Genomic DNA, 16,454 nt, shown 5'->3' with positions numbered 1-16,454 from the left:
CGCTTGCTTGCGGCTACCCGTCATGGTGAACCCGCGTTGTCCGCACCGCCGCGCGTGCTCTATGCTTGTGCGGACATACGCACTGCTTTCCCGCCGCGCGCAACATCCGCACGACTCGACCCGTTCACTCACGCAGCAGAAGGATCGCCGCAGATGACCCGTTACCGCGACTTCCACCGCCGTTCGATCGAGCAACCCGAGGCGTTCTGGCGCGAACAGGCGCAGCGGATTCACTGGCAGACGCCGTTCGATACAGTGCTCGACCGCTCGAATCCGCCGTTCGCGCGCTGGTTCGTCGGCGGCCGGACGAACCTGTGTCATAACGCAGTGGATCGCCATCTGGTCGAGCGCGCACAGCAGAACGCGCTGGTGTATGTGTCGACGGAAACGGGCATCGAGCGGCGTTACACCTACGCCGAGCTCTACGCGGAAATCAACCGGATGGCCGCGGTGATGCGCTCGTTGGGTGTGAAGCGCGGCGACGTCGTGCTGCTCTATCTGCCGATGATCCCCGAAGCGCTGTTCGCGATGCTCGCGTGCGCACGGCTCGGCGCGATTCACTCGGTGGTGTTCGGCGGCTTCGCGGCCCCCAATCTGGCGGCACGCATCGACGATGCGAAACCTGTGCTGATCGTGACCGCCGACGCCGGCGCACGCGGCGGCAAGGTGATCGACTACACGCCGCTGGTGGACGAAGCGCTCGCGCGCGCAGCCCACAAGACGCCGCATGTGCTGCTGATCGATCGCCAGCTCGCGCCCGAACGCCTGAACGCTAACTACCTCGTCGCCTACGAACCGCTGCGCGAGCAGTTTTTCGACGCCCATGTGCCATGCGAATGGCTCGAATCGAACGAGCCTTCGTATGTGCTGTACACGTCGGGCACGACCGGCAAGCCGAAAGGCGTGCAGCGCGACGTCGGCGGCTATGCGGTGGCGCTGGCGGCATCGATGGAACACATCTTTCAGGGCAAGCCGGGCGACACGATGTTCACCGCGTCGGATGTCGGCTGGGTGGTTGGCCACAGTTACATCGTCTATGCGCCGCTGATCGCGGGGCTGACTACCGTGATGTACGAGGGCACGCCGATCCGGCCGGACGGCGGCATCTGGTGGCACCTCGTCGAGCAGCACAAGATCAATCTGATGTTCACCGCGCCGACCGCGTTGCGCGTGCTGAAAAAGCAGGACCCCGCGCTGTTGAAGAAAGCCGACCTGTCGAGCCTGCGCACGCTGTTCCTCGCCGGCGAGCCGCTCGACGAACCGACCGCGACATGGATCGCCGACGCGCTCGGCAAGCCCGTGATCGACAACTACTGGCAGACCGAAACCGGCTGGCCGATGCTGGCGATTCCGCGCGGCGTCGAGGCGCTGCCCACCAGGCTCGGTTCACCGGGCGTGCCGTCGGCCGGCTTCAATCTGAGCTTGCGCAACGAACTGACCGGCGAGCCCTGCCCGCCTGGCGAAAAAGGCGTACTCACGCTGGCTTATCCGCTGCCGCCGGGCTGCATGTCGACGGTATGGGGCGACGACAGCCGCTTTATCAGCACCTACTGGTCGAGCATTCCGAACCAGCAGCTCTACTCGACGTTCGACTGGGGCATTCAGGACGAAGACGGCTACGTCACGATCCTCGGCCGCACCGATGACGTGATCAACGTCGCGGGCCATCGGCTCGGCACGCGCGAGATCGAGGAAGCGTTGTCGAGTCATGCGGCGGTCGCGGAAGTGGCGGTGGTCGGCGTGACGGATGCGCTGAAGGGTCAGGCGGCGATGGCCTTCGTGGTGCTGCGCGACGCGCAGGCTTACGCGAACGACAAGGCGCGCGGCAAGCTGGAAGCCGAACTCACCGCGACAGTCGACCGCCAGCTCGGCGCGATTGCGCGGCCCTCGCGCGTGGTGGTGGTGTCGATGCTGCCGAAGACGCGCTCGGGCAAGCTGCTGCGCCGCGCGATCGCGGCGCTGGCCGAGGGGCGCGAGCCGGGGGATTTGCCGACGATCGAAGATCCGGCGGCGTTGCAGCAGGTGCGCGAGGCACTGGGGGATTCAACGAAACACTAGCCGGCGCCCGAGCCGCCCACGCCGTGAACGGGCAGCACACCTGCGCGCCAGCCATTCGAGCTACTGCTAGTGGACCGGCCGATCAACACGCGGCACGCCGAAGCGGCGAGCAGATCACGCGCGACGCGCCTCGAGAAACCGTGTCAGGATCGCGTTCGAATACGTCCCGGCAATCTCCGTGAGAAACGATACGAACGATTGCGGCGCGTGATCGTCCGCGGTGTCGGAAATGGTGCGCACTACCGCACACGGCACGCCGTACTCGTAACAGACCTGTGCGATCGCCGCACCTTCCATCTCGACCGCAAGCGCGTCCGGCAGCGCATTGCGCAGGGCTTCGACACCCGTTGCACTGGCAACGAACTGATCGCCGCTGATGATCAAGCCGCGATGCACGCGCGGCTCGCGTGTGCCGAAGCGCGCCGCCTGCACCGCGCCCTCTTCGGCAACAAAACGCTCACACGCTGCGGCGAGCCGATCGGCGAGCGCCGTATCGGCTGCAAAGCGCGACACGCCGAGCAAGGGCACTTCAAACCGCGGAAAGAGCGGCGACGCGTCGAGATCGTGCTGCATCAGCACGTTGGCGACGACGATATCGCCAACCCGCACCTCCGTTCCCACGCCACCCGCGACGCCGGTAAACACGATCGCCTCGACATCGAACGCATGGATCAGGGCGCTGACAGTGGCCGCCGCCGCGACCTTGCCGACCCGCGCCAACGTCACGACGCAAGGCGCGCCGTGCACAGTCCCAAGGTGATAGTCACGCTGACCATGCGTGATGGTGCGCACGCCGGATTCGGCGCGCATTGCTTCGATCAGATCGCCGAGCTCCTGCGGCAAGGCCGCGAGAATGCCGAGCGGACGATGCGAGACGGGCGCGCCACGGTGCGCCGGATCGGCACCCGGCGCGCTAGAACCCGCAGTACTGACGGCAATCTGGCTTCGACCCGCAGCACCCACGCCGACCGTGCTTGCACCAGCCGCCGCTACGCCAGTTGCGCCCGCGCTCATTCGACCGCCTGCAATTTGGCAACCGCCAGCGCCAGCCACTTCTCGCCGTGCCGCTTGAATTTCACCTGGGCCTTGGCATCCGTGCCGCCGCCTTCGAGCGCCGTGATCGTGCCTTCGCCAAACTTGGTGTGGAACACCTGCTGGCCGATGCGAAAACCCGCTTCAGCCGCGCGCTGTTCGTTTGCGAAGGCCGGCAACGGCGCCGGTGTCGACGACGTAGCGCCTGTGTAACCCGGCCGCGCGAACCAGTCGCGGCCATAGCCGGCGTTGTCCGAGCGGCCACCCCAGCGCGCGCCCGCCTCGACTTTCGGCGTGAGCCACTTGAGGGTTTCCTGCGGCAGTTCGTCGAAGAAACGCGAACGGATGTTGTAGCGCGTCTGGCCGTGCAGCATCCGGCTCTGCGCGAACGACAGATACAGACGCTCCTTCGCCCGCGTGATCGCCACGTACATCAAACGACGCTCTTCCTCCAGCCCGTCCGATTCCATCGCGCTGTTTTCATGCGGGAACAGCCCTTCTTCGAGACCGGTGATGAACACCGCCGTGAACTCGAGGCCCTTGGCCGCGTGCACGGTCATCAACTGCACAGCTTCCTGACCGGCTTGCGCCTGGTTGTCACCCGCTTCCAGCGATGCGTGCGACAGGAAACCGGCGAGCGGCGTCATCGTGTCCGGGTTTTGCGCCGGATCGGCGATGCCGGGCGCGTCCAGCACGACGACATTCGGATCGTCGGTGGCGACCGCCAACTCCGGAGCCGCGGTCGCGCCCGGGCGCAGCGGAATCGAGCGCGCCGGCGTATCCATGCCGTAGCCTTCCTCGCTGACAAAAGCGGCAGCCGCGTTGACCAGTTCCTGCAAGTTCTCGAGCCGGTCCTGGCCTTCGCGTTCGTTCTGATAGAACTCCGTGAGACCGCTCGTGCGGACCACGTATTCGACCGTTTCCGGCAGGCTCATCTGCTGCGTTTCCGCGCGCATCTTGCCGATCAGGTTCGCGAAGCTGGCGAGGCTCGACCCCGCCTTGCCCGCGACATACGGAATCGCCGCAGCCATCGAACAGTTGTACAGCCGCGCCGCATCAGCAAGTTGCTCGATCGAGCGCGCGCCGATGCCGCGGGTCGGGAAATTGACGACGCGGGCGAACGCCGTATCGTCGTTCGGATTGTCGATCAGGCGCAGATAGGCGAGTGCGTGCTTGACTTCCTGACGCTCGAAAAAGCGCAAACCGCCGTACACGCGATAGGCGATGCCCGCATTGACCAGCGTGTGTTCGATCGTGCGCGACTGCGCGTTGCTGCGATACAGGATGGCGATTTCACTGCGCGACGTGCCGGTACTGATCAGCGCCTTGATTTCCTCGACGATCCAGCCGGCTTCCTGCGTATCGGTGGCGGACGCGTAGACGCGCACCGGTTCGCCGTGACCCGCGTCGGTACGCAGGTTCTTGCCCAGACGCCGCGAGTTATTGGCGATCAGTTGATTGGCCGCGTCGAGGATATGGCCGTGCGAGCGGTAGTTCTGCTCGAGCTTGATCATGTGCCGGACATTGAACTCGTGCTCGAAGTCACGCATGTTGCCGACGTTTGCGCCGCGGAATGCGTAGATTGACTGGTCGTCGTCGCCGACCGCGAAGATCGAGTTGGTTTGCCCGGCCAGCATCTTCAGCCATGCGTATTGCAGCTTGTTGGTGTCCTGAAACTCGTCGACGAGGATGTGCTTGAAGCGCGCCTGATAGTGGGCGCGCAGGGGCGGATTGTGCGCGAGCAGTTCGAAGCAGCGCAGCAGCAATTCCGGGAAGTCGACGACGCCTTCGCGCTGGCATTGTTGGTCGTAGGCTTCGTAGAGTTCGACGAATTTGCGGTTGAAGTTATCCGTGGCGTCGACGTCTTTCGGGCGCAGGCCTTGTTCTTTCGAATTGTTGATGAAGTACTGGAGATTTTTGGCTGGGTACTTTTCATCGTCGATATTGAGGCCCTTCATCAGACGCTTGATCGCGGAGAGCTGGTCCGCGGTGTCGAGGATCTGGAAAGTGGCAGGCAGGCCGGCGTCGCGATGGTGCGCACGGAGCATGCGGTTGCACAGGCCGTGGAAGGTGCCGATCCACATGCCGCGCGTATCGATCGGCAAGAGTGCCGAAAGACGCGACATCATTTCGCGGGCGGCTTTATTGGTGAAGGTCACCGCGAGGATGGTGGCGGGCGACGCCAGACCGTGCTGGATGAGCCACGCGATCCGCGTGATAAGGACGCGGGTTTTGCCGCTGCCCGCGCCGGCAAGGATGAGCGCTGGCTCGTTCGGGAGCGTGACGGCGGCGTGTTGTTCGGGGTTTAGATTGGCTAGCAGATCGGGCATTTTTTGGGAGGACGGCGAGTGCGTTCGACATTATATGCCCCTGCGGGGTTGGGGGTTTTTTTGGGGTTTTTTTGGGGTTTTTGCCTGCGCGGCGCTTGTTTCTGGATACCTGCGGTGTTGGGCTTTCCTTGATCTGGTTATCTGCGTTGCGTTTTTTGGTTGTATGCCTACGGCGTTGGCCTTTCCTTGAATTGATATTGGTCTATTAGCGTCGCCCCTGTGCGGGGCGGGCACTTACTTCTCTTTGCCGCCGCAAAGAGAAGTAAGCAAGAGAAAGCGGCTCAAACCGCAAATTCTTAAGCGGATCCCCCGCGCAGTCGCGGTAGTGGTGCATCTGGAATCTGCGTTCTCGCACATTCAGCGTCAGTGACACAGCCGTCATACTTCCGGCGACGCTGCGCGCGCCGAAGGGCTCCTCTTAAAACCACCCCCTGCGTTTTCGTACTCACGCTTCATTTGGCGCGGTAGCGCGGCACGTATTTCGTATATCGACCTCTGCCCTCTCTCACCTCTTTCGCCTCTTTCACCTCTCCCACCTCTCTCACCTCTCCCACCTCTCCCACCTCTTTCGCCTCTTTCGCCTCTCTCGCCTCTCCCACCTCTTTCGCCTCTTTCGCCTCTCTCGCCTCTTTCGCCTCTTTCGCCTCTCTCGTCTCTCTCGTCTCTCTCGTCTCTCTCGCCTCTCTCGCCTCTCTCGCCTCTCTTGTGTCTCTTGTCCCTCTTGTCCCTCTTGTCGCTCTTGTCGCTCTTGTCCCTCTTGTCGCTCTTGTCCCTCTTGTCGCTCTTGCCGTGACACATCGCCGAGGCGAAGCCGACGGCCTCGAATGCATCTAAACGAAGCCAATGGTTTGCATGATGAACCCTTCCGGCGAGCACGCAGGGCGAGGCGGGACGTATGAGCGCCTTGTCACTCACGCCGAATGCGCGAGGGCACAGATTCCAGATGCACCACTACCGTAACTGTGCGGGGGACCCGCTTAAGAATTAGCGGTTTGAGCTGCTTTCTCTTGCCTACTTCTCTTTGCAGCCGGCAAAGAGAAGTAGGTGCCGCCCCGCACAGGGGCAACGCTAATAGACCGATAAGAAATCAAGGAAAGGCCAACACCGTAGGCATACAACCAAAAAAAACGCCACGCAGCCACCCCCTCAAGAGAAACCCAAACTCCAGATCGAGCAAAAAACCAAAACCGGCTGCCCCCAGCGGCAGCCCCCCACCTGCTGTAGAATTTGACCTCTCCCCGGCGTCGCGCGAACGACGCCCCATCCCGAAGGTCATCGTCGATGCAAATTCAGGTTCACAAGGAAGTCGATGCGCGCGGGCTGATGTGCCCGCTGCCCATTTTGCGCGCCAAGAAGGCGCTCGCCGACATGGAAAGCGGCCAGATTCTCAAAGTACTGGCTACCGATCCGGGCTCCCAGCGCGATTTCGCCGCGTTCGCAAAACAAACCGGCAATGAAATCGTCGAAAGCTCGGCCCACGACAAAGTTTTCACTTTTTTGATGAAGCGCCGCTAAATCAGGCGCCGGGCGCCCCAAAACAAAGGCGCTGTGCCCGCGAATGCGGGCACAGCGCCTTTTTTACGTCCGACTGTTGCTATCGGGAGACTTACACCGCGAAGCCGCTCAGCCTTCCAGCACCGGCGAACGGGTACGCAGATATTCTTCGAAATCGGCTGCCACCTCCGGGTGACGCAGCGCGAACTCGACCGTCGCCTTCAGATAGCCCAGCTTGCTGCCGCAATCGAAACGCGTACCGTGATACTTGTACGCCAGCACCTGTTCATCGGCGAGCAACGATTGAATCGCGTCCGTCAGTTGCAATTCGCCGCCCGCGCCCGGCTTGATCGAGCGGATGTGATCGAAAATCCGCGGCTTCAGCACATAGCGGCCGACCACGCCAAGGTTCGACGGCGCCGCGCTCGGCTCCGGCTTCTCGACGATGCCCGACATCTTGATGATCGAGTCTTCCCACTCCTTGCCTTCCACGATCCCGTATGACTTGGTTTCCTGCGCCGGGATCTCCTCGACGCCAATCACCGAGCTGTGATAGTGGTCGAACACCTCGATCATCTGCGTCATGACGGGCGGCGTGCCATACAACAGGTCGTCCGCGAGAATCACGGCGAAGGGGTTGTCGCCCACCAGCTTTTCCGCGCACAGCACGGCGTGGCCGAGGCCGAGCGCTTCAGGTTGACGCACGTAGAAGCAGTCCACATGGCTCGGCTTGATGCTACGCACCAGCTCGAGCAGCTTGTCCTTGCCACGCGCCTCGAGTTCCGCCTCGATTTCGTATGACTTGTCGAAATGGTCCTCGATCGCGCGCTTGCTGCGGCCCGTGACGAAGATCATTTCGGTGATGCCGGCCGCCATGGCCTCCTCCACTGCATATTGAATCAGCGGCTTGTCGACGATCGGCAGCATTTCCTTCGGACTCGCCTTCGTGGCAGGGAGGAACCGGGTGCCGAGACCTGCTACCGGAAATACCGCTTTTGTAACTTTTAGCATGTGATTACCCTGAATCCTCTGGTTTAGCTTTTGGTCCGTGTTCGCCTTCAAAAAGGCGGACACGGAACGTCGATCAGGCCGGCAGACGAGCCAATTGGGCCTTCAGCTTGCCGATGGTGATTTCGAATTCTGCCAGCCTTTTCTGCTCCTGCTCAACCACTGCCGGCGGCGCCTTTGCAACAAAGCTTTCATTCTGCAATTTGGCGTTGCACTTGCCGACTTCCGTGCTAAGCCGCGCAATCTCCTTCGCCAGGCGCTCGCGCTCCACCGCTACGTCGATTTCCACCTTCAGCACCAGCTTGTCATTCCCCACGATAGCAATTGGCGCGCCATCTGCCTGCGCATCCAGCGTTGCCTCGTCGGCAATGATCTGCACCTCCGACAAACGGGCCAATGCCTGAGCGTACGGAGCGAAGGTGGAGAGGCGCTCCGCGTTGCCGGCAGCGAGCAACGGCACCTTGACCGCCGGCGACAGATTCATTTCGCCGCGCAGATTCCGGCACGCATCGATTACCGCTTTCAGATCGGCCGCCCATTGCTCCGCGTCTTCGTCGATCTTCGACGGCTCCGCAACGGGGTAAGGCTGCACCATGATGGACGCTTCACCCTCGGCTTTGCCTTCGGGATAGCGGCCCGCCAATGGCGCAACTTTTTGCCACAGCGCTTCGGTAATGAAAGGAATCACCGGATGCGCGAGACGCAACACCGTCTCGAGTACGCGCAACAACGTGCGGCGTGTTGCGCGCTGCTGGTTCGGCTGACCCGTCTGGATCTGAACCTTGGCGAGTTCGAGATACCAGTCACAGTATTCGTCCCATACGAACTTGTATAGGGCGTTGGCCACATTGTCAAAACGATAGTCGGCGAAACCCTTGGCGATTTCCGCTTCGACACGCTGCAGGCGCGAGACGATCCAGCGGTCGGCCGCGGAGAAATTCAGGTGGCCATCCGGGCCGCACTCGCCGCATTGCTCCGGCTTGCCGAAACCGCAATCGTGGCCTTCGCAGTTCATCAGCACGAAACGGGTGGCATTCCACAGCTTGTTGCAGAAGTTGCGATAGCCTTCGCAGCGCGCCAGGTCGAAGTTGATGTTGCGGCCGAGCGTGGCCATCGACGCCATCGTGAAACGCAGCGCATCCGTGCCGAACGCCGGAATGCCGTCCGGGAATTCCTTGCGGGTTTTCTTTTCGATCGACGCAGCCTGCTTCGGATTCATCAGACCGGTGGTGCGCTTGGCGACCAGCGCGTCGAGGTCGATGCCGTCGACAATATCGATCGGGTCGAGCGTATTGCCCTTGCTCTTCGACATCTTCTGACCTTCGGCGTCGCGCACCAGACCGTGCACGTAGACCGTGTCGAACGGCACCTTGCCGGTGAAGTGCGTGGTCATCATGACCATGCGCGCGACCCAGAAGAAGATGATGTCGAAACCGGTGACCAGCACTGACGAAGGCATGAAGTGCTTCAACTCCGGCGTCTCGGCCGGCCAGCCGAGCGACGAGAACGGCACTAGAGCAGACGAGAACCACGTATCGAGCACGTCTTCGTCGCGCTTGAGTGGGCCCGTGTAACCGGCCTCGGCCGCCTTCTCGCGCGCGCCTTCTTCCGTCTTGGCGACGAAGATTTCACCGTCCTCGCCGTACCAAGCCGGGATCTGATGGCCCCACCAGAGTTGGCGCGAGATACACCAGTCCTGGATGTTTTCGAGCCATTGATAGTACGTGGTGGACCAGTTTTCCGGCACGAACCTGATTTCGCCGCTGCGGACCACGTCCAGCGCGGTCTCGGCGATCGATTTACCCGGATTGAAGGTGCCCTCCGGCGCCGGCTTGCTCATCGCGACGAACCATTGGTCCGTGAGCATCGGCTCGATCACCACGCCCGTGCGGTCGCCGCGCGGCACCATCAGCTTGTGCGGTTTGACCGATTCGAGCGCGCCGAGCGCTTCGAGGTCGGCCACGACCTGTTTGCGGGCTTCGAAACGATCCAGGCCGCGGTATTTTTCCGGTGCGTTGTCGTTGATCTTCGCGTCGAGCGTGAGGATCTCGATCATCGGCAGCTTGTGGCGCAGGCCGATCTGATAGTCGTTGAAATCATGCGCGGGCGTGACTTTGACCACGCCGGTGCCGAATTCGCGGTCGACGTAGTCGTCGGCGATGATCGGTACTTCGCGGCCGGAGAGCGGCAGTGTGACCGTTTTGCCGATCAGGTGCGCATAGCGCTCGTCTTCCGGATGGACCATCGCGGCGGTGTCGCCGAGCATGGTTTCCGGGCGCGTGGTGGCGACCGTCAGATGGCCGGAGCCGTCCGTGAGCGGATACTGGATGTGCCAGAGGTGGCCGTTTTCTTCTTCGCTGACCACTTCGAGATCGGAGACGGCGGTGAGCAGCACCGGGTCCCAGTTGACGAGGCGCTTGCCGCGGTAGATCAGGCCTTGTTCATACAGGCGTACGAAAACGTCGCGCACGGCGGCCGACATTTTGTCGTCCATCGTGAAGTATTCGCGCGACCAGTCGATCGACGCGCCCAGACGGCGTACCTGATTCGTGATGGTGGAGCCGGATTCCTGCTTCCATTCCCAGACGCGTTCGGTGAACTTTTCGCGGCCGAGGTCATGACGGGAGATGCCTTGTGCGTCCAGTTGACGTTCGACGACGATTTGCGTGGCGATGCCTGCGTGGTCCGTGCCCGGCACCCACAGGGTGTTTTCACCGAGCATGCGGTGATAGCGGGTGAGGCCGTCCATGATCGTCTGGTTGAAGGCGTGGCCCATGTGCAGGGTGCCCGTGACGTTCGGCGGCGGCAGCTGGATCGAGAAGTCTTTCTTGTTCTCGCTGAAGGAGGGCGCCGCGTAGGCGCGCTTTTCCCATTCGGGGCCCCAATGGGCTTCGATGGTGTGGGGCTCGAAGCTTTTGGCAAGCGTGGAGGTCGGGTCGCTCGGGGTCTCGCTCATTTCGTCGGTCTGCTGGTGGATGCAAAGAATGCTCGATTATAAGCGGCGCTGCGCGCGGGGGGCTTTGGGGGCTGTTTTGGGGTGTTTTTTTTGCCTGCTTGGTGTTTGTTTGTCTGTATGCCTGCGGCGTTGGGCTTTCCTTGCATTTTTTCTGCCTGCGCGGCGCTTATCGGCTGTGTGCCTACGGTGTTGGCCTTTCCTTGAATTGTTAGTGGTCTATTAGCGTTGCCCCTGTGCGGGGCGGCACTTGTAGTGGTTCAATGATCCTGGACACCTCTAAAGGGGATAATTCTCCAACTGAGGTGAGAAATGAGCAGACGGAACATTCCCGACGAATTGAAGGCAGAAGCGGTCCAGCTGGTGGTCAGCAGGGGCTATTCCTATGCGCAGGCGTGTGAGGCGCTGGGCGTGGGCGACACGGCGTTGCGCCGCTGGGTGACGCTGTGGCGCGCTGAGCAGGTCAGAGCGCCGCGTACACAACTGGAGATAGAGGCCGATGCGCGCCGCATCCGCGAACTCGAAGCCCGGGTCGCCGATCTGGAACGGGAGCGCGACATACTAAAAAAGTCCACGGCCTTCTTCGTCAAGGAAATGGATCGCTTCCCGAAGTGATCCAGTCACTGAAGAAGGTCTGGCCTGTGAGGGCGATGTGCCGGGTGATGAATGTTGCGCCTAGCAGCTATTACGCGTTTGCCGGGCGCACGTCGAAGAGTGCGGCGCCTTGCCAGCAGATAGCGGCCGCACGGGAAATTCATCGCGAAACCCGCGGCAGTTATGGGAGCCGCAGGATGTCGCAGGAGTTGCGAAAACGTGGTCACGCGGTAGGTCGTTATCGTGCCGGCACGCTGATGCGGCAGGCACAACTGGTGGTCACCAGAAAGCGCACACATCGCTATCCGAAGAGCAATGAGCAGGCGCAGGTGGTGCCTAATCTGCTGGACCGTAACTTCGAGCCGCCGGCCATCAATCAGGTATGGGCAGGCGACATTACGTATGTGAGGACGCTTCAGGGTTGGTCTTATCTTGCCATCGTGATGGACCTGTATTCGCGCCGTATCGTCGGCTGGTCGTTGGGGCTGATGCCTGATACAGCGCTGGTGATCAGGGCGTTGCAGCAGGCCCTGGAGCGGCGCAGTCCGTCGCCAGGCCTGATGTTCCACTCGGATCAGGGATGCCAGTACACCAGCGCGCACTTCACGAACGAACTGAAGGCAAACGGCATCGTCCAGAGTATGAGTAGAAAGGGGAACTGCTGGGATAACGCGCCGGTGGAGCGTTTCTTTAGAAGCCTGAAAGGCGAATGGATCGACGACAAAGGGTACCGTGATCACGCGCATGCCGAACGCGACATTGAGGCTTACATCGACGACTTTTATAACCACCGTCGCATCCATTCTGCAGCAGGCGGACAACCGCCGGCACGATGTGAAGCGTCACTTTTTTAGAAATGCCCCTTTCCGGGTGTCCAATTTTACTTGACCACTACAACTTACTTTCTTTGCCGCCGCAAAGAAAGATAAGCAAAGAAAGCGGCTCACACCGCAAATTCTTAAGCGGGTCCCCCGCACAGTCACGGTAGTGGTGCATCTGGAATCCGTGCCCTCGTACATTCGGCGTGAGCGACAACGCGCTCATCAGCTCCCACTCCGCACTGCGTGCGTCGCGGATGGGTCTGCATGGGAAACCATGAGCTTTGGTTCGGCGCGGTGGGAACCATCGGCTCCGCCTCGGTATACGCCCCCGCGACAGCGGCGAAAGAGGCCACAGCAACAGCAACAGCAACAGCAACAGCAACATCGGAGCTAAACACGATACACGCCACGCCGCCGTGCCAAACGAAACGTGAGTGCGAAAGCGCAGTGATCGGTCTTAAGAAGTGCGCTTCGGTGCGCGCAGAGCGCGCCGGAAGCATGGTGGCCTTACGAAGAGAAGTCAATGGCTGACACGAGTCGCGAGCGAAGCCGCAGGTCTTCCGTTGGGACGTTCCGGCGAGCACGCAGTGCGAGGCGGGAAGTATGACGGCCTTGTCACTCACGCCGAATGCGCGAGGGCACAGATTCCAGAGCACCACTACCGTAACTTGCGAGCGACCCACTTGCTGACACGAGTCCCGAGCGAAGCCGCCGGCATTCCCGATGTCCCCTTCCGGCGAGCACGCAGTGCGAGGCGGGAAGTATGAGCGCCTTGTCACTCGCGCCGAATGCGCGAGGGCACAGATTCCAGATGCACCACTACCGCGACTGTGCGGGGGCCCCGCTTATGCGCTGGCGGTGTGAGCCGCTTTCTTTGCTTATCTTTCTTTGCGGCGGCAAAGAAAGTAAGTGCCGCCCCGCACAGGGGCGACACTAATAGACCAATATCAATTCAAGAAAAGGCCAACACCATAGGCATACAGACAAAAACCGCGAGCAGCCAACCCAAATCAAGTAAACGCAAACACCATAAAAGCACCGACAAAAAAGCGCCGCGCAGGCAAAAAACTCCAGGAAAGACCAACCTCCCCGCCTCACCCCAGCGCCGCAGGCCGTCAACTACAAACCAACAGCCTCCCCCCTCAACAACGACTGCCGCAAAGCCACGCCAATCCGCGTGGCCTCAAGCGCATCGGCCAGCGAAGCCCCGGCATGCCTGCCAACCCCAGCGGCACCCGCTTGCACAGCGGCGACAAACCCCCGCGCCTCAAACAAAAACGCTTCCTCGAACCGATCAAAAAAACTCGGCGTACATTCATTACGAATGCCGGCGGCATCATAAATCTCGACGCGATTCGCACGCGGATTACGCCCAATAGCAACCGCACCCGCCGTACCAATCACCTCGCTATGCGTATCATTCCCATGCGCCTGCGTGCGCGACGCATAGAACATGGCGAGCTTCCCATCCTCGAACTCACAAATCGCCACGCCGTTATCAACATCGCCAAATTCCCGCAAACCCTCGTGCAACGCAGCCGCCCCCGCGGCAAACACGCGTTTGGCCCGCGGCCTGCCAAGCAGCCAGCGCGCGACATCGATGTCATGCACGGTGCAGTCCAGAAAAATCCCGCCGGAGGTCGCCGCAAAACGCACGAAAAAGCCATCGTCATCGTTCTTATCAGTGGTCTGCGAACGCACAAGAAAAGGTCGCCCAATCGCGCCAGCCTGGATCTTGTCAAACGCATCCTGATAGCTCGGATCGAAACGCCGCATGAAGCCGATGGTCGCCTGCAGATGCGGATAGCGCGCGGCTTCGGCCAATACGCGCTCGCACTCGGCAAGATCCAGTGACAGCGGCTTCTCACAGAACACATGTTTGCCGACGCGCAACGCATCGATAATCTGTTGCGCGTGCAACGACGACGGCGTGACAAGCCACACCGCGTCCACTTCGGAATCGGCAAGCAGGTCCGCATAGTCGTCATATAGACGCGGTTCAGGCAACGTATCCCGGGCCCAGGCCCGCTCCTCTTCCAAGGGACTGCAAGCGGCCACGAGCGACGCCCCCGGCACGCGGTACGCCAGATTTTCCGCGTGCCGCTTGCCCAACCGCCCCAAGCCGACCACGCCCACCCGAAGCGGCCCCGCCGATGCCTTCATCACGATGCCTCGCCGAGCTTTACCGCGCGACCCTCGCGCCACGAACGCGTGGCCGCTTCGGCAAGTTCGAGCGCTTTCAGGCCGTCCGCGACAGTAGTACGCACCGGCTTGCCGCGTGTGACCGCGTCGAAGAAATGCGCAATTTCCAGTGCATAAGCCGCGCGATACCGTTCGAGGAAAAACGCCTCGGGCACGTCGCTCGAGACTTCGGTTTTCGAATACGCGGTGACTTCGGTGGGACGCACATTACCCGCCTGCAACATACCGGTGCTGCCGAGCACTTCGAAACGCTGGTCGTAACCATAAGCCGCGCGCCGCGCGGTGTTGATCTGACATAGACGGCCGTGCTTCGTGCGGATCGTCACCGCAGTCGAATCGATATCGCCGGCTTCGGCAATCGCCGGGTCCGAAAGACAACTGCCGGTAGCATGCAACGTGTCGGCTTCGTCGTCGAGAATCCAGCGGAAGATGTCGAAGTCGTGAATCAGCATGTCCTTGAAAATGCCGCCCGAGTGCTTGATGTACTCGACGGGCGGCGCGCCCGGATCGCGGCTCGTCACCACCAGCATTTCCGGCGTGCCGATTTCGCCCGCATCGATGCGCGCTTTCAATGCGGAAAACGTCGGGTCGAAACGGCGCTGAAAGCCGATCATGCAAACCACGCCCGCACGCGCGACCGCCTCCGCACAGGCACGCGCCCGCTCCAAAGTCAGGTCCACCGGTTTCTCACAAAACACATGCTTCTTCTGTGCCGCCGACTTCGTGATCAGATCCGCGTGCGTGTCCGTGCTCGAACAGATCACCGTCGCGCCGATCGACGCATCGCCCATCGCGCCGTCGATATCCGCGACCTGCGCGCCGTGCTCGGCGGCGAGCGCCGCGGCCGCCTCGCGATTCACATCGACCACATATTTGAGCCGCACGCCGGGTTGGCGCGTCAGATTTGCCGCATGAATCTTGCCGATACGTCCTGCGCCGAATACCGCCACGTCGATCGTCTTTACCGCCTCAGTCATCGTATCCTCCAGTGTCTTTGGATTCTTCAACGTTCAGTTCGAGTTTGTACGCAAGCGCGATGAACAACGCCTGGCACAAACAGATCGTGCTGGTCAGCGAGCGGAACGCGAATGCGCTGCCCTCTTTCACATACAGTTGAGTGGTCGCGTAACGCGCTAGCGGAGAAAGTTGGCTATCCGTAATAACCAAGGTCTTCGCCTGATGATGATGCGCGACGCGCAGGCAATACTGCGTTTCCTTGCCGTACGGCGCGAAGCTGATCGCGATCACCACGTCGCCCTTCTTCACGCTGCGAATCTGTTCGCGGTACATGCCGCCGAAACCGGACACCAGATGCACGCGCTTGGGCGTGTGCTGCAACGCGTAGACGATATAGCTCGCCACCGGAAACGAGCGCCGCACGCCGATCACATAGATGTTGTCCGCCTGCTGAAGCATCTTCACAGCGGCGTCGAACTGCTTGTCGTCGAGACCTGCTTCAAGTTCTTCAAGTCCGCCGCGCGACGCCGCGATGAATTCGCGTGCTACCGAACCGCCGGACAACGCGCCAGGCTTCTCGTCGATCAGCTTGCGAATCCTCTGCTGATAACTCGGCGAGGACGTGCCCTGCCCCGTATAAGCCTGACGAAACACCGCCTGAAGATCGGAGAAGCCGGAAAACCCGAAGCGCTGCGCAAAACGCACCACCGCGGACGGATGCACGCCACAGCTCGCGGCGATATCGCTGGTGCGATCCACCATCACGCTCGAACGGTGCTGCTCGAGATAAGTCGCGACATTCTTCAATTGACGCGGCAGCGCCTCGTAATTTTCCGCGATGCGTTGCATCAATTCTTCGACGCTCGGCAAGTCTTCCGTGCTCTCTTCCGCCATGGCTCTCTCTTCGTTGCTTTATTGCAGTGCGGAAAGCGCCTTCAGCGCGCGACGCACCGCTTCCTGACGCTGCCGATTATAGGCAGGCACCTCATCAAATGGAATGTATTT

The 16,454-nt window shown here is 61.4% G+C and carries 11 protein-coding genes; 3 read left to right on the top strand and 8 right to left on the bottom strand.

Annotation, left to right across the window (positions count from 1 at the left end; translation table 11 throughout):
• The first annotated feature begins 153 nt into the window (after nucleotides 1-153).
• A complete protein-coding gene (locus P0D84_RS06090; RefSeq protein WP_408333560.1) occupies nucleotides 154-2,058 on the top strand; it encodes a propionate--CoA ligase in 1,905 nt (634 codons plus the stop codon).
• A gap of 114 nt (nucleotides 2,059-2,172) precedes the next feature.
• Here the strand turns inward: P0D84_RS06090 and P0D84_RS06085 are convergent, their stop codons facing one another.
• From P0D84_RS06085 to P0D84_RS06075, 3 genes are all read right to left on the bottom strand, one after another.
• Complete coding sequence (locus P0D84_RS06085) at nucleotides 2,173-3,072, bottom strand: 5'-methylthioadenosine/adenosylhomocysteine nucleosidase (RefSeq protein WP_408333557.1); 900 nt, start codon at nucleotides 3,070-3,072, stop codon at nucleotides 2,173-2,175.
• Nucleotides 3,069-5,420, bottom strand: coding sequence for a UvrD-helicase domain-containing protein (locus tag P0D84_RS06080; protein WP_408333554.1), 2,352 nt, complete (start codon nucleotides 5,418-5,420; stop codon nucleotides 3,069-3,071). The genes P0D84_RS06085 and P0D84_RS06080 overlap by 4 nt, the downstream gene beginning before the upstream one ends.
• A gap of 452 nt (nucleotides 5,421-5,872) precedes the next feature.
• Nucleotides 5,873-6,019 (bottom strand): hypothetical protein, encoded by a 147-nt coding sequence (locus tag P0D84_RS06075; RefSeq protein ID WP_408333551.1) that lies wholly within the window; start codon nucleotides 6,017-6,019, stop codon nucleotides 5,873-5,875.
• A gap of 688 nt (nucleotides 6,020-6,707) precedes the next feature.
• On the opposite strand from P0D84_RS06075, the gene P0D84_RS06070 reads away from it, so the two are divergent.
• The gene (locus tag P0D84_RS06070; RefSeq protein ID WP_025600552.1) at nucleotides 6,708-6,935 is read left to right on the top strand and encodes a sulfurtransferase TusA family protein; all 228 of its coding nucleotides are present in this window, start codon (nucleotides 6,708-6,710) and stop codon (nucleotides 6,933-6,935) included.
• Nucleotides 6,936-7,043: 108 nt separating this feature from the next.
• Here the strand turns inward: P0D84_RS06070 and galU are convergent, their stop codons facing one another.
• Complete coding sequence (gene galU / locus P0D84_RS06065) at nucleotides 7,044-7,925, bottom strand: UTP--glucose-1-phosphate uridylyltransferase GalU (protein WP_179733223.1); 882 nt, start codon at nucleotides 7,923-7,925, stop codon at nucleotides 7,044-7,046.
• Between the two features lie 73 nt (nucleotides 7,926-7,998).
• A complete protein-coding gene (locus P0D84_RS06060) occupies nucleotides 7,999-10,878 on the bottom strand; it encodes a valine--tRNA ligase (protein WP_408333547.1) in 2,880 nt (959 codons plus the stop codon).
• A gap of 309 nt (nucleotides 10,879-11,187) precedes the next feature.
• Here P0D84_RS06060 and P0D84_RS06055 point away from each other — a divergent pair.
• A protein-coding gene (locus P0D84_RS06055; protein WP_408333544.1) for an IS3 family transposase occupies nucleotides 11,188-12,323 on the top strand; the annotation gives its coding sequence in 2 pieces (ribosomal slippage) (nucleotides 11,188-11,446 and nucleotides 11,446-12,323; 1,137 coding nt in all).
• A 1,086-nt stretch (nucleotides 12,324-13,409) separates the two neighbouring features.
• Here P0D84_RS06055 and P0D84_RS06050 read toward each other — a convergent pair.
• From P0D84_RS06050 to P0D84_RS06040, 3 genes are read right to left on the bottom strand one after another with little or no spacing between them, the layout of a single operon-like run.
• Nucleotides 13,410-14,453, bottom strand: a complete 1,044-nt coding sequence (locus tag P0D84_RS06050; RefSeq protein ID WP_408339700.1) for a Gfo/Idh/MocA family oxidoreductase — start codon at nucleotides 14,451-14,453, stop codon at nucleotides 13,410-13,412.
• Nucleotides 14,453-15,469, bottom strand: coding sequence for an inositol 2-dehydrogenase (gene iolG / locus P0D84_RS06045; protein WP_408333541.1), 1,017 nt, complete (start codon nucleotides 15,467-15,469; stop codon nucleotides 14,453-14,455). Before iolG ends, P0D84_RS06050 begins: the two co-directional genes overlap by 1 nt.
• Nucleotides 15,462-16,343: a MurR/RpiR family transcriptional regulator gene (locus P0D84_RS06040; RefSeq protein WP_408333538.1), complete on the bottom strand. Its 882-nt coding sequence runs from the start codon at nucleotides 16,341-16,343 to the stop codon at nucleotides 15,462-15,464. The genes iolG and P0D84_RS06040 overlap by 8 nt, the downstream gene beginning before the upstream one ends.
• Between the last annotated feature and the right edge of the window lie 111 nt (nucleotides 16,344-16,454).

The organism is Paraburkholderia sp. RL17-337-BIB-A (assembly GCF_046025895.1).
Taxonomy (GTDB): Bacteria; Pseudomonadota; Gammaproteobacteria; order Burkholderiales; family Burkholderiaceae; genus Paraburkholderia; species Paraburkholderia fungorum_C.
The sequence above is the reverse complement of the archived record's forward strand: the minus strand, read 5'-3'. Positions and strand labels throughout refer to the sequence as shown.